Origin of the sequence: Burkholderia mycopellens, from assembly GCF_964265025.1 — a bacterium.
Taxonomy (GTDB): Bacteria; Pseudomonadota; Gammaproteobacteria; order Burkholderiales; family Burkholderiaceae; genus Burkholderia.
Genome location: NZ_OZ183803.1, coordinates 2,748,275 through 2,760,329, shown reverse-complemented (window position 1 = coordinate 2,760,329; position 12,055 = coordinate 2,748,275). Strand labels below are relative to the sequence as shown.

At 69.6% G+C, this 12,055-nt stretch carries 14 protein-coding genes; 6 read left to right on the top strand and 8 right to left on the bottom strand.

Annotation, left to right across the window (positions count from 1 at the left end; translation table 11 throughout):
* Window positions 1-25: 25 nt before the first annotated feature.
* On the bottom strand, window positions 26-271 hold the full coding sequence (locus ACPTTC_RS30545) for a hypothetical protein (protein ID WP_423395168.1): 246 nt from the start codon (window positions 269-271) through the stop codon (window positions 26-28).
* Between the two features lie 133 nt (window positions 272-404).
* Between ACPTTC_RS30545 and ACPTTC_RS30540 the strand changes: the two genes are divergently transcribed.
* Window positions 405-2,324: a DUF3857 domain-containing transglutaminase family protein gene (locus ACPTTC_RS30540; RefSeq protein WP_423395167.1), complete on the top strand. Its 1,920-nt coding sequence runs from the start codon at window positions 405-407 to the stop codon at window positions 2,322-2,324.
* Between the two features lie 49 nt (window positions 2,325-2,373).
* Complete coding sequence (locus ACPTTC_RS30535; RefSeq protein ID WP_174378269.1) at window positions 2,374-2,541, top strand: hypothetical protein; 168 nt, start codon at window positions 2,374-2,376, stop codon at window positions 2,539-2,541.
* A 121-nt stretch (window positions 2,542-2,662) separates the two neighbouring features.
* Here ACPTTC_RS30535 and ACPTTC_RS30530 read toward each other — a convergent pair whose 3' ends face one another.
* A complete protein-coding gene (locus tag ACPTTC_RS30530) occupies window positions 2,663-3,712 on the bottom strand; it encodes an AraC family transcriptional regulator (protein WP_423395166.1) in 1,050 nt (349 codons plus the stop codon).
* Between the two features lie 70 nt (window positions 3,713-3,782).
* Between ACPTTC_RS30530 and ACPTTC_RS30525 the strand changes: the two genes are divergently transcribed.
* Window positions 3,783-4,985: an MFS transporter gene (locus tag ACPTTC_RS30525; RefSeq protein ID WP_423395165.1), complete on the top strand. Its 1,203-nt coding sequence runs from the start codon at window positions 3,783-3,785 to the stop codon at window positions 4,983-4,985.
* A 49-nt stretch (window positions 4,986-5,034) separates the two neighbouring features.
* On the opposite strand, the gene ACPTTC_RS30520 is transcribed toward ACPTTC_RS30525, so the two are convergent.
* Window positions 5,035-5,913: an aldo/keto reductase family oxidoreductase gene (locus tag ACPTTC_RS30520; RefSeq protein ID WP_423395164.1), complete on the bottom strand. Its 879-nt coding sequence runs from the start codon at window positions 5,911-5,913 to the stop codon at window positions 5,035-5,037.
* 96 nt (window positions 5,914-6,009) lie between these two features.
* On the opposite strand from ACPTTC_RS30520, the gene ACPTTC_RS30515 reads away from it, so the two are divergent.
* A complete protein-coding gene (locus tag ACPTTC_RS30515) occupies window positions 6,010-6,909 on the top strand; it encodes a LysR family transcriptional regulator (RefSeq protein WP_423395163.1) in 900 nt (299 codons plus the stop codon).
* A gap of 49 nt (window positions 6,910-6,958) precedes the next feature.
* Here ACPTTC_RS30515 and ACPTTC_RS30510 read toward each other — a convergent pair whose 3' ends face one another.
* The 4 genes from ACPTTC_RS30510 to ACPTTC_RS30495 all read right to left on the bottom strand — a co-directional run bounded on the left by ACPTTC_RS30510 (window position 6,959) and on the right by ACPTTC_RS30495 (window position 10,345).
* On the bottom strand, window positions 6,959-7,804 hold the full coding sequence (locus ACPTTC_RS30510; RefSeq protein ID WP_423395162.1) for a helix-turn-helix domain-containing protein: 846 nt from the start codon (window positions 7,802-7,804) through the stop codon (window positions 6,959-6,961).
* 48 nt (window positions 7,805-7,852) lie between these two features.
* Entirely contained in the window at window positions 7,853-8,410 is a 558-nt protein-coding gene (locus tag ACPTTC_RS30505) for a carboxymuconolactone decarboxylase family protein (protein ID WP_423395161.1), read from the bottom strand.
* Between the two features lie 130 nt (window positions 8,411-8,540).
* A complete protein-coding gene (locus tag ACPTTC_RS30500; protein ID WP_423395160.1) occupies window positions 8,541-9,302 on the bottom strand; it encodes an isocitrate lyase/PEP mutase family protein in 762 nt (253 codons plus the stop codon).
* Window positions 9,299-10,345 carry a saccharopine dehydrogenase family protein gene (locus tag ACPTTC_RS30495; RefSeq protein ID WP_423395159.1) on the bottom strand — a complete coding sequence of 349 codons (1,047 nt, stop codon included), beginning with the start codon at window positions 10,343-10,345 and terminating at the stop codon, window positions 9,299-9,301. Before ACPTTC_RS30495 ends, ACPTTC_RS30500 begins: the two co-directional genes overlap by 4 nt.
* A gap of 118 nt (window positions 10,346-10,463) precedes the next feature.
* Between ACPTTC_RS30495 and ACPTTC_RS30490 the strand changes: the two genes are divergently transcribed.
* Window positions 10,464-11,057 (top strand): TetR/AcrR family transcriptional regulator, encoded by a 594-nt coding sequence (locus tag ACPTTC_RS30490; RefSeq protein WP_423395158.1) that lies wholly within the window; start codon window positions 10,464-10,466, stop codon window positions 11,055-11,057.
* Window positions 11,058-11,085: 28 nt separating this feature from the next.
* Here ACPTTC_RS30490 and ACPTTC_RS30485 read toward each other — a convergent pair whose 3' ends face one another.
* The gene (locus ACPTTC_RS30485) at window positions 11,086-11,550 is read right to left on the bottom strand and encodes a MarR family winged helix-turn-helix transcriptional regulator (RefSeq protein WP_175965684.1); all 465 of its coding nucleotides are present in this window, start codon (window positions 11,548-11,550) and stop codon (window positions 11,086-11,088) included.
* Between the two features lie 81 nt (window positions 11,551-11,631).
* Between ACPTTC_RS30485 and ACPTTC_RS30480 the strand changes: the two genes are divergently transcribed.
* Window positions 11,632-12,000 carry a hypothetical protein gene (locus tag ACPTTC_RS30480; RefSeq protein ID WP_175954301.1) on the top strand — a complete coding sequence of 123 codons (369 nt, stop codon included), beginning with the start codon at window positions 11,632-11,634 and terminating at the stop codon, window positions 11,998-12,000.
* The last annotated feature ends 55 nt before the right edge of the window (window positions 12,001-12,055 follow it).

Here is a 12,055-nt window from a genome sequence, read left to right as displayed (position 1 = left end):
CGTGGGCGACTGCCGGGAGCAGCCGTCAGGGCTGATGATGCCGATGCGGGCGGTGAGGCCGCCGCAGCGGCGGGTGATGGAATTTGGCCCTCAGCCGGTCGCGCCCCGGGCGCTTGACGACGAACAGCACGGCGAGCGCGACAAACGCCAGCAGCACGACGACTTCCACGATCCCGTTTTCCATGGTGCCTCCCGGTCGCGGGCGGACGATCCTTCTGCGGCGTTCGGCAATCGAGCGAATGCCGGCGGCCGCATGCGACGACGCTTTCATGTCTCATTGTAGGTCGGCGTGCACCGGCTTGACGCGTGCGTATGCGTCGCCCACACTGGCCGACACGCGGGTCGCGCAGTTGATTCTGTCCGTTGCACGACCGCGCTTTCCGTGAACCGCGACGAGGTGCGATGTGGTGCGCTTTTCTGTCGGCCTGGCCGGCTGGGTGCTGGCGTGCGCTGCCGCGTTCGGCGCGTCGAACGCCGTCGGCACGCCGCCGGGCACGGGCCCGGCGGCGGGTGGGGCGAACGACGTTGCCGACGACGCGCCCGTCACGGTCGTCAGCGATGTTCACGAATTCGTGATCCAGCACGACGGCTCGCTCGACGAGCACGACGATTCGACGCTGCGCGCGAACGACGCGAACGGTATCGATGCAATCGCGCAGCGCTACGTGTGGTTCGACAAGAATCTCGAGAAGGTGGATCTGCTCGCGGCCGAGACGATCGACCGCGACGGCGTCGCGCATCCGGTCGGTGCGGACGGCATCCGCGACGTGCAGGAGCCGCGCTCGGCCGGCGCGCCGACATTCCAGGACGGGCTGCTGCGCACCGTCGTGTTTCCCGGCGTCGAAGCCGGGTCGAGCACGCGCGTGGCGTTCCGCAAGACCCGCACGAAGCCGGTCAACCGCGGCTACTTCGGCTATACCGTGGCGCCGTCGCGCGAGCCGGTCGACAGCCAGCGGCTGATCTTCGACGTGCCGGCCGACATGCCGCTGTATGCGGATGCGCGCGGCTACGTCGCGCTGCCGCCGGTCACCGCGAACGGCCGCACGCGCTACGAATTCGACTACCGGCACGGCCCGTACGACCGCATCGAGAACGGCGCGGTCGGCTACGCGACCTACGGCGACCGGCTCGTCGTGTCGACACTGCCCGACTATGCGGCGTTCGCCGCGCGCTACCGCAACGCGGCCGTCGATCCGGGTGCGGACGATCCGGTCGTTGCGCAGTTGGCGCGCACGCTCACCGCGGGTGTCGCCGATCCGCGCGACAAGGCGCGCATCCTGTACGACTGGGTGCAGGCGAACATCCGTTACGTCGGGTTGTTTCTCGGCGAAACGGCTGCCGCACCGCATCGCGTGACGGACATCCTGCGCAACCGCTACGGCGACTGCAAGGATCATGTCGCGCTGTTCGGCGCGCTGCTCGCGGCGGTCGGCATTCGCAGCGAACCGGTGCTGCTCAATCTCGGGTCCGTCTACACGCTGCCGTCGGTGCCCGGCTACGGCGGCGGTGCGATCAATCACGCGATCACGTGGCTGCCCGATCTCGCGCTCTTTGCGGACACGACGACGGCCGGCATCGCATTCGGCTATCTGCCGCCGATCGTGATGGATCGTCCCGCGCTGCTGGTCGACACGGGCGTGCTGTCGCGCACCCCGGCCACGCAGCCGCGCGGCCGTATCGCGCGGGTCGGGATCGATGCGGCCGGGCCGGACGCCACGCATTTTCACGCGTACGTCGAGGACGACGGCTGGACGGCCGAACTCGAACGCAACCTGTTTCGCCGCGCGACACCCGACGTCATCGCGCAGCTCGCGAACGACCGCTTGCGGCAAAGCGGCTTGCGCGGCCGCGCGCAACTGTCGACCAGTGACCGGCGCGTCACCGGCGGGCCGTTCGACGTGACGATGTCGGGCACGCTCGATCATTTCGTGTGGCCTGACGGCACGACCGCGTTGCCCGCGCTGTCGAGCCTGACGGGCGGCATCGCGACGCAGGTCGAGAACTGGCTCGCCGAGCCCGTGCGCACGCAGCCGTGGGGCTGCATCGGCGGCACGTTCGACGAGACCGGCCAGATTGCGCTGCCGGCCGGCGTCGCGGTGACCGACCTGCCGGCCGATACGGCCGTGCACGACCGCTTTGTCGACTTCACGTCGCATTACGTATTCGACGCGGCCGCGCGCGTCGTGCAGGTCACGCGGCGGATGACGGCGAATTTTGGCCGTCAGGTGTGCACGGCGGACGAATTCACGGCGCTGCGCGCGTCGCTCGAACGCATCGAACGCGACACGCAGGCGCAGATCGTCGTGCGGGCGAAGGGGCGTTGAACGGGCAGTGGGCGCGTCGCCGCCATCGGCCGACACACAGGAGGACATCATGACGGAACGGGACTACGAGATCGCCGATCTCTCGAAGGATTTGCTGGGCCGGATCGTGCAGGGCACCGTCGCGAACGGCGCGCCTGTGGATGCAGAGCAGTGCGCTGCGCTCGCCGTGCAATGCGCGACGGCGCTGGTCGACAAGCTCGACGCGCGCAGCGGCTGAAAGCGGAAGGACGTCACGCGCGGTGGCGACTTGAGCACCGCCGGCGAATGTGCGACTTCGGAACGAAGCAACGCGTAGCGGCCCCGGTCAGCGTCGCACGTCAAGCGTCAGGCATCACGCATTACGCTTCGACACGCACCTCGCCGTCCGCGCGCACGGCGCCCGGCGGCTTGCCCACCACGCGCTTGAATGCACGGCTGAACGCGGCGAGCGAGCCGTAGCCGAGCCGGTACGCGACGGCCTCGATCGTTTCGTGGTCGCGCGTGATCCATTGCGCGGCGAGCCGCATCCTCAGCTCGGTCAGGTAGCGCACCGGCGTCATCCCGGTGGCCGCGAGAAAGCGTTCGGCGAACACCGAACGTGACACGCCGGCTTCGGTCGCGAGTTCCGCCACGCTCCAGTTGCGGCCCGGGTCGCGGTGCAGCGCGACGATCGCGCGGCCGAGCTTCGGCTCGCGCAGCGCCTGCACCCAGCCCGTTGCATCACCGCATCCGCACTCGACCCAGCCGCGCACGATGAAGGCCGCGACCACGTCCGCGAGCCGCGCGAGGATGCCCGCGAAGCCCGCACGCGCCGAGCACGCCTCGCGCTCCATCGCATCGAGCATCGGGCGGATTTCCGGGTAGCGCGCGAGCAGCGTGCCGACGTGCATGAACTCGGGCATCGTGCCGACGAGCGGCTGCATGCCGCCGAGATCGAGCTCCATGCACGCGCTGAAGATCAGCGCATCGCCGGCGCCCGGCTCGGTCGTCGCGCAACGGGCGGGCGACACGCCGGCCGGCGCCACCGACGCCACCGTATCGCAGATCTTCGCGACCTCGAAGCCGTTGATCTCGCGGCACGGCGCATCGGGGTCGGACACGAGCGCATGCATGCCGCCACGCGGCAGCAGGATCGCGTCGCCGGCCTCGAGCCGCATCGTGTCGCCCGACGCGTCGCGCAGCAGCACGGGCCCGCGCCCGACGAAATGGAACTGCGCGCGGCCCGTCACATGGCCGAAGTTCAGCCCGAACGGCCGCGCGACCTGGATGCGACGGTACTGGACGCCGCTCAGGCGCATCCCCAGCAGCAGCTCGCTGACGAGGTCGTGCGCATCGGGGATGGGCGGAAGCAGGGGCTCGGACATATCGAGATTCGGACGATCGATCAACAAGAACGGATTGTATGTCATAGACCGTCCTGACGTGGTTCCTTACGATACGCTCTCATCAGTACTTTCCCTAGCCAACACGGAACCACGCATGAATCCCGGAATCTCCACGGCCGCCTCGACGGCGGCCCCCCGCGAACCGGCCTGGGGTGCGGTATTCGCGATGACGCTCGGCGTCTTCGGGCTCGTCACGGCCGAATTCCTGCCCGCGAGCCTGCTGACGCCGATGGCCGACAGCCTCGGCGTGACCGAAGGCGTGGCCGGGCAGGCCGTCACCGCCACCGCGACGGTCGCGCTGGTCACCAGCCTGCTGATCTCGGCGCTGACGCGCACGATCGACCGGCGGCGCGTGCTGCTCGCGTTCTCGGTGCTGCTCGTCGCATCGAACCTGGCGGTTGCGTTCGCGCCCAACCTGACGACGCTGCTGATCGGCCGCGTCGTGCTCGGCATCGCGCTCGGCGGCTTCTGGACGATGGCGACGGCCACCGCGATGCGGCTCGTGCCGACGGCGATGGTGCCGCGCGCACTGTCGATCATCTTCAGCGGGGTGGCGGTCGCGACGATCGCGTCCGCGCCGATGGGCAGCTACTTCGGTCACCTGATCGGCTGGCGCAACGTGTTCCTGATCGCGGCCGTGCTCGGCGGCGTTGCGTTCGTGTCGCAGGTCGTCACGCTGCCGTCGATGCCGCCGAGCGGCACGACACGGCTGCGCACGCTGATCGACGTGCTGCGTCGGCCGACCGTCGGCCTCGGGATGTTCGCGACGATCCTCGTGTTCACCGGGCATTTCGCGTTCTTCACGTACCTGCGGCCGTTCCTCGAACAGGTTGCGGGCGTCGGCGTGAACGGGCTGTCGGCGATCCTGCTCGGCTACGGCATCGCGAACTTCGTCGGTACGTCGCTCGCCGGCCGCGTGCTCGAACACCGGTTGCGGCCGATGCTGATCGGGATGCCCGCGCTGATGGTCGTGCTCGGCGTCGCGCTCGTCGCGCTCGGCCGCGCGCCGATGATCGACGCGGTGCTCGTCGCGTTGTGGGGGATGGCGTTCGGCGGCGTGCCCGTCGCCTGGTCGACGTGGGTCACGCGCACCGTGCCCGACGAGGCCGAGAGTGCGGGCGGGCTGATCGTCGCGGCGATCCAGCTGGCGATCGCCACGGGCGCGGCAGCCGGCGGCGTCGTATTCGACGCGAACGGTGCGGCCGGCGTGTTCGTTGCCGCAGCCGTCGTGCTGGCCGTCGCGGTTGCGACGATCGTGACCGGCGTGCCGAAGCGGGTCGGCGTGGCGGTGTCCTGACCGGCCGCCGGCCCCGTGCTTCGCGCGCGGGCCCGGCGGCGCTCGTCCGTCAGGCGGCGCCGGCGTCCGCGATGCGGTCGAGTTCCGCGAGCGCGTCTTCCGGCAGATCGAGGTCGGCCGCCGCGAGATTCTCGCGCAGATGCGCGACCGACGACGTGCCCGGAATCAGCAGCAGGTTCGGCGCGCGGCGCAGCAGCCACGCCAGCGCGACTTGCATCGGCGTCGCGCCGACGCGCGCCGCCACGCCGGACAGCGTCGACGACTGCAGCGGCGAGAAGCCGCCGAGCGGAAAGTACGGCACGTAGGCGATGCCGTCCCGGGCGAGCGCGTCGATCAGCGCATCGTCGTCGCGATGCGCGATGTTGTAGTGGTTCTGCACGCAGACGATGTCGCAGATCCGGCGCCCCTCCGCGACCTGCGCGGCCGTGACGTTGCTCAGGCCGACGTGGCGGACGAGCCCGCGCCGCTGCAGTTCGGCGAGTGTGCTCAGCGGCGCTTCGATCGATCCTTCGGCCGGCCCGTGCGGGTCGAACATGATGCGCAGGTTGACGACGTCGAGCACATCGAGCCCGAGGTTGCGCAGGTTGTCGTGCACGGCCCGTTCGAGTGCGTCGGGCGCGAACGCGGGCAGCCACGATGCGTCGTCGCCGCGCCGCGCGCCGATCTTGGTGACGATCACGAGATCGTCGCGATACGGATGCAATGCATCGCGGATCAGCCGGTTGGTGACGTGCGGGCCGTAGAAATCGCTGGTGTCGATATGGTCGACGCCGCACGCGACGGCTTCGCGCAATACGCGCAATGCCGCGTCGCGGTCCTTCGGCGGGCCGAACACGCCGGGCCCCGCGAGCTGCATCGCGCCGTAGCCGATCCGTTTGACGTGGCGATTGCCGAGCCGGAAGGCGGCGGTGTGTCGAGTGTCGGACATGACGGTGCTCCTGTTGATGAATGCGACCAGCATAGGCATTGGCCGCCCGCGCGATAAGCCGGCATAATCCGCACGGGTTGTACGAAAAGGCGAACAATGCAAGCCGATCTGGGCGATCTGAATGCGTTCTTGGCCGTGGCGCGCGCCAGCGGATTCCGTGACGCCGCGCGCGTGACGGGCCTCAGCGCGTCGGGGCTGAGCGAGGCCGTGCGCCGGCTGGAAGCGCAGCTTGGCGTGCGGCTGCTGCATCGCACGACGCGCAGCGTCGTGCCGACCGAAGCCGGTGAGCGCCTGCTCGCGCGTCTTGGCCCCGCGTTGACCGAAGTGGCGGCGGCGCTCGACGGCATCGGCGAATTCCGGGACAGACCGGCCGGCACGCTGAAGCTCAACGTGCCGGTCAGCGCGGCGCGGCTCGTGCTGCCGGCAATCGTGCCGCGCTTTCTCGAGGCGTACCCGGACATCCGGCTGGAAGTGATCGCCGACGAAAATTTCGTCGACGTGCTGGCGGCCGGATGCGACGCGGGCATCCGTTACGACGAACGGCTCGAGCAGGACATGATCGCGGTGCCGATCGGCCCGCGCATCCAGCGGTTCGCGACCGCGGCCGCCCCCGGCTATCTCGACCGTCATGGCCGGCTGCGGCATCCGCGCGAACTGCTCGCGCATCGTTGCCTGCGGGGGCGGTTCGCGAGCGGCGCGATGCCGCCGTGGGAGTTCGAGTGCGACGGCGAGGTCGTGCGGATCCAGCCGGCCGCCGGGCCGCTGCTGGTGCAGATCGGCGGCGCGACCGACCTGGTCGTCGACGCGGCGATCGCCGGCACGGGCATCGTGCATCTCTTCGAGGACTGGTTGCGGCCGCATTTCGACAGCGGGGCGCTCGAACGCGTGCTCGAACCGTGGTGGCGGCCGTTTTCGGGCCCCTTCCTCTATTACCCCGGGCGCCGTCTCGTGCCGCCGGCACTGCGCGCATTCATCGATTTCATCAAGGCATCCTGAGCGTTGCTTGCTTGCGGGCGGGCGGGCAGGCGACGCGGCGGCCCGCCGCTCAGCGCACCGGTGCGTGCGCGTCGAGCAGTTGCCGGTGGCGCGCCTCGGTCGCGTCGTCGGCGGGGAACATGCACTCCATGCGCAGCTCCTGCGCGGCGGCGCTTTGCGGTGTCCCCACCGTCGTGACCAGCGAGAAGTAACGCAGCACGACGCCTTCGTGCACGAAGCCGATCGGGATGACCGGCAGCGACGGTGCGGCGGCCGGCGCCGGCGGTGTTTTCCAGTCGCGCGGGGCATCGGGGCTGGCGAGCAGGTCGTCGAGCAGTCGCCGCGTGTCGTCATCGATCACGCGTCCCACCGATTCGCGATGCACGCGCTGCAGCAGGCTGCGCGACACCGTCTCCCAGTCGGCCACGAACGGCCGCATGCCGTGCGGATCGAACATCAGGCGCAGCAGGTTGCGCGGGCCGTCGCGCGCGGCCATCTCGATGAAGCAGCCGAAAAAGCGGGGTGCCGCGTCGTTGGTCATCAGCACGTTCCAGTGGCGGTCCATCACGATCGCCGGAAACGGATCGTGCTGGCGCACGACCCGTTCGAGCGCGCGGATCACGCCGTTCATCTCCTGCGCGTCCCACGGCGCTTCCGAATACACCGGTGCATAGCCGGCCGCGAGGAGCAGCGCGTTGCGCTCGCGCAGCGGCACGTCCAGGGTCTGCGCGAGCGTCAGCAGCGTGTCGCGGCCCGGCACGCTGCGCCCGCTCTCGATGAAGCTGATCTGGCGCTGCGAGATGCCCGCGTCGAGCGATAGAGCGAGCTGGCTTACGCCGCGCACGTCGCGCCAGTAGCGCAGCAGCTGGCCCAGTTCGCGCGGCGGCGCGTGCGGCTCGCGGCGGCTGGCGTTCATCGTGCCTCCCAGGGCGTTCCGTAAGCGACGCGATCGACTATATCGGACTCACGCGGCGTTCGCATGCCACGCGAACGCGTCGAACGGCGCTTCGATCGTGGGCCGCGTCACGCTGCCGACGTAGTTCGTGATCGTCGATGCGGCGACCACCGCGATCACTTCCAGCAACTGTTCGTCGCTGAAGCGTGCGTCGAGGAACGCCTGCCGGTCGGCATCGGCCAGGCGGCCGCGGGTGTCGATCAGCTTGCGTGCCGTGGCCGACAGCGCGGCCAGTTTCGCGTCGCCCGGCAGGTCGCCGCGGCGGATCGCGTCGACGTCGGCGCGGGTCACGCCCTGTTTCAGCGCAAGCGCGGTATGGAAGGCGACCGGCCATTCGCTCGCGTTCGCGACCGCGTTGGTGAGCAGGAGCGTCTGGATCTGCGGCTCGGTGAGGCTGCTGGCGTGCACGCGCTCGAACAGGCCGATGAAGCCGTTGATCAGCACCGGCGACGCGGCCATGGCCGCCGCGATGTTCGGGATGACGCCGAAGGTTTGCTGGAGCTGCCGGAGGACGGGCTTGGATGCGGCCGGTGCCGAGTCGATGGTGTGAAGCGGATAGGCGGACATGATGTCTCCGGGGGGGAGCGCCGCCGGAATGGCGGCGCGACACCCGAAGCGTAGGAGCGGCCGTGTCGCGCGCCAATTACATGCGATGTCATCGTTCAATGCGCGCGAGGCCGTCCGCTCCGCGAAGCGGCTAGCCGCCTTGCCTGACCATCTCCGCCAGCGTCTTCATCGCCTGCAGGTACGGATACGGCCCGTGGCTGATGCGGGCCACGCCGTATTCCGCGAATTCGGCGAGCGTCGGCGTCTCCGTGACGCGCATCACGTTCACCGGTAGCGGCGAGGCGGCCGTCAGCGCGCGGATGAGCGCCGGCGAGCGCAGCCCCGGTACGAACAGGCCATCGGCGCCGGCCGCGGCATACGCGCGTGCGCGGGCCAGCGTGGCGTCGAGCAGGCGTTCGTCGTGCGTGTCGGCCGGCGCCTTGAAGAACACGTCGGTACGCGCGTTGATGAAGTAGTCGGCGCCCGCGCGATCCGCGGCCTGCCGCGCCGCCGCGAGACGGGCCGCCGCTGCATCGACGTCACGCAATTCGCCCGTCGCCGGGAAGCTGTCCTCGAGATTGCAGCCGATCGCGCCGGCTTGGATGCTGAGCGCGATCGTCTCGGCCACATCCTCCGGCCGCTCGCCGTACCCGCTTTCGAGATCGACGGTGACGGGCAGGTCGGTCGCGCGCGCGATTCGATCGAGCACTTCCATCATCAGCGCGCGCGGCATCTGCTCGCCGTCGACGAAACCGTTGGCCGCCGCAACCGACCAGCTGCCGGTTGCCAGCGCGACGGCACCCGCGTCGGCCGCCGTGCGCGCGCTGCCGGCGTCCCACACGTTGAACAGCGCCAGCGGCTGGCCTGCGCGGTGAAGCGAACGGAAATACGCGCCCTTCTCATTGCTGCTCATGCTTGTGTCTCCTTGTGGAAAACGGGGTCGGTCGTCGTGCCGAACGATACTGCCACCGTATCGAGCGCCGCGAGAAAATCGCGCGCGTCGAACAGCTCGCCGAGACTGCGCACGCCGCCCGACACCGCGGTGTTGCCCGCGATCAGGCGCACGGCTGCCTCGACGATGATCGGTGCGCTGACCGCGTAGATGTCCTGCCCGGACGCCGTCGCGCGGTGCGTCGTGCCGCCCTGCACGACGATCGCGTCCATCGCGAACCGCTGCGCCGAGCGTCCCAGCGCGTCGGTCGGCTCGGGCGGTGGCGTGGCGGCATCGCGCACGTCGCGCAGCGCAAGGGTCGCGAGCCACGATTCGATCGTATCGATACGCAGGTGACGCGATAGTGTCATCACTTCGGAAAACGGCAGCAATGTCACGTCGACGCGGCCGATCGGCGGCGGGAACGGCCATGCGCGTTCGAGTGCGGTCGACGGCACCGGCGTCGGCTTGCCGTCCTTCTGCACGAGCCGCACCGCGCGATTGCGTTCGCCCGTCACGCGCGTGCCGCGCGTCGGGTGCCAGCGGTCGAGCCCGGTCGCGATATCGACGCGCTCGATCGGCCGGTGCTGGTCCACGACGGCCGTGACGAGCAGGTCGGCCAGGCCGCCGTAGAACGCCGCGGCCGGCACGATGGTCACGCCGGCGGCGCGCGCCCGCGCATCGCAGTGTTCGGCAAGCGCCAGCACCGACGGCTGCTCGGCCGTCAGGTCGAGATAGGGGAGGCCGGCCCGCAGCGCGGCATCGGCCAGCGGCAGCGCGGTATCGAGGTACGGCCCCGCGCAGTTGATCACCGCATCCGCGCCGCGCAATGCGGCGTCGAGCGCGGCCGGATCGTCGATTGCGGCGACGCGCGCGAGCGTCGCGTCGCCGCCGCCTTCCGCGAGCCGCGCGGCATCGCGCCCGATGCGAATCGCGCGCAGGCCGCGCCGCGCCAGCTCGGCGACGACAAACCGCCCGGTGTGACCCGTGGCGCCATAGACTGCAACCGTCATTCGATCATCCATGATCAACTCCGATACAGAACGGTCTGTTTTATAGTACAGACCTGTAGCGTCGTCAAGCGTGCGGTGCTATGATCGGATCACTGTTGCGGGAGTGGGCGGCCAGCCAGGCCGGGTCGGGATGAAAAAGGACACAGGCATACCAGGGAACGCGCTCGATACGCGCGAACGCATTCTCCAAACGGCCAGCGAGCTGTTCTACCGAGAGGGGACGCGCGCGGTCGGCGTGGACCTGATCGTCGCGCAGGCAGGCGTGGCGAAGACGAGCCTCTATCGTCACTTCACGACGAAGGATGACCTGATCGAAGCGTTCCTGCTGCGTGAAGATGCCGATTTCTGGGCGCATTGGGATGCGGTGGCCGCGCGGTACCGGCGCACGCCGCGCGAGGAACTGGATGCGCAACTGCAATGGATCGGTGAACGCATTGCGCGCCCCGGCTATCGTGGCTGTCCGCAGATCAACATTGCCGCCGAATACGCGGACGGCAACCATCCGGCCCGCAAGGTGGCCGTCGCGCACAAGCAGGAGCTGCGGCGCCGGCTGACCGAGCTGGCCGGGGCGATCGGCGTCGACGAACCGGACACTTTCGCGTTGCGGCTCGCGACCGTCATCGACGGTGCGCTGAGCAGCGGGCAGGCGCTGCATGCGCACGGGCCCGTGGCCTTCCTGCAGGAATTCGCGCAACTGCTGTTGCCGAAGAAGGGCCGCAAGTAAGCGCCGCCGCCGCGAACCGCGCGCCGGTTCAGTCGCGCGCCGGGTCGACCGCCAGCGCGCGCAACTGGCCGCGCAACTGATCGACTTCCCCCGGTGCGAACGGCCGTTCGATCTCGGCATGCGTCTGCTGCCACAGCGGAAACGCTTCGGCCAGCAGGTGCTGGCCGGCCGGCGTCAGTTCGAGCAGGCGGCTGCGCCCGTCGTCCGGATCCTGGAGGATCGTGACCAGGCCGCGCCGCTCGAGCGGCTTGAGTGCGGCCGTGAGCGTGGTGCGGTCCATCGCGAGCAGCGACGCGACCGATTTCATCGGCGCCGGCTGCGGCCGGTTCAGCGACATCAGCAGCGAAAACTGGCCGTTGGTGAGATCCAGCGGGCGCAGCGCATCGTCGAAGATCCGCGCAAGATTGCGCGCCGCGCGCTGCATGTGCAGGCACAGGCAGCAATCGCGCACCATCAGCGTCGTTTCGAAAGGGAGCTTTTCTTTTCGTGCCATGTTGCAATTGTGTTGATATCAACCTATCGTGTCAAGGTCGAGGCGCGGCAGCCCGTCGCGTCCGTCACCGGAGGAGGCAGCATGAGTGCTCAACAGCAGTTGTATCTCGCGGTGTTTCTCGGAGGCAAGGAGAGTCCGGCCATGAAGGCCTGGATGGCGCTGCCGGAAGAGGCGCGGCGCACGCGCGAGCGTGACGGCATCGCCGCATGGCACGCATGGGTCGACCGGCATCGCGACGCGATCGTCGAGATGGGCGGGCCGCTCGGCAAGACGAAGACCATCGATGCGGCCGGCGTCAAGGACACGGCGAACGCGATGAGCGGCTTTACCGTCGTGCGGGCGGCCTCGCACGACGCGGCGGCCGCGCTGTTCGAAGGCCATCCGCATTTCACGCTGTTCCCGGGCGTGGCGATCGACGTGATGCCGGTGCTGGCGATTCCCGGCGCGTGAACGACGCGCGAGGCCAGGCGTCGTGTATCGGCGATGCGCGGTGGCCGGCATGCGG

What these genes read in the sequence shown, in the direction of transcription:
- ACPTTC_RS30545 (WP_423395168.1), bottom strand. Translation starts at nt 271, where the DNA reads ATGAAAGCGTCGTCGCATGCGGCCGCCGGCATTCGCTCGATTGCCGAA.
- ACPTTC_RS30535 (WP_174378269.1), top strand. Translation starts at nt 2,374, where the DNA reads ATGACGGAACGGGACTACGAGATCGCCGATCTCTCGAAGGATTTGCTG.
- ACPTTC_RS30530 (WP_423395166.1), bottom strand. Translation starts at nt 3,712, where the DNA reads ATGACATACAATCCGTTCTTGTTGATCGATCGTCCGAATCTCGATATG.
- ACPTTC_RS30525 (WP_423395165.1), top strand. Translation starts at nt 3,783, where the DNA reads ATGAATCCCGGAATCTCCACGGCCGCCTCGACGGCGGCCCCCCGCGAA.
- ACPTTC_RS30520 (WP_423395164.1), bottom strand. Translation starts at nt 5,913, where the DNA reads ATGTCCGACACTCGACACACCGCCGCCTTCCGGCTCGGCAATCGCCAC.
- ACPTTC_RS30515 (WP_423395163.1), top strand. Translation starts at nt 6,010, where the DNA reads ATGCAAGCCGATCTGGGCGATCTGAATGCGTTCTTGGCCGTGGCGCGC.
- ACPTTC_RS30510 (WP_423395162.1), bottom strand. Translation starts at nt 7,804, where the DNA reads ATGAACGCCAGCCGCCGCGAGCCGCACGCGCCGCCGCGCGAACTGGGC.
- ACPTTC_RS30505 (WP_423395161.1), bottom strand. Translation starts at nt 8,410, where the DNA reads ATGTCCGCCTATCCGCTTCACACCATCGACTCGGCACCGGCCGCATCC.
- ACPTTC_RS30500 (WP_423395160.1), bottom strand. Translation starts at nt 9,302, where the DNA reads ATGAGCAGCAATGAGAAGGGCGCGTATTTCCGTTCGCTTCACCGCGCA.
- ACPTTC_RS30495 (WP_423395159.1), bottom strand. Translation starts at nt 10,345, where the DNA reads ATGGATGATCGAATGACGGTTGCAGTCTATGGCGCCACGGGTCACACC.
- ACPTTC_RS30490 (WP_423395158.1), top strand. Translation starts at nt 10,464, where the DNA reads ATGAAAAAGGACACAGGCATACCAGGGAACGCGCTCGATACGCGCGAA.
- ACPTTC_RS30485 (WP_175965684.1), bottom strand. Translation starts at nt 11,550, where the DNA reads ATGGCACGAAAAGAAAAGCTCCCTTTCGAAACGACGCTGATGGTGCGC.
- ACPTTC_RS30480 (WP_175954301.1), top strand. Translation starts at nt 11,632, where the DNA reads ATGAGTGCTCAACAGCAGTTGTATCTCGCGGTGTTTCTCGGAGGCAAG.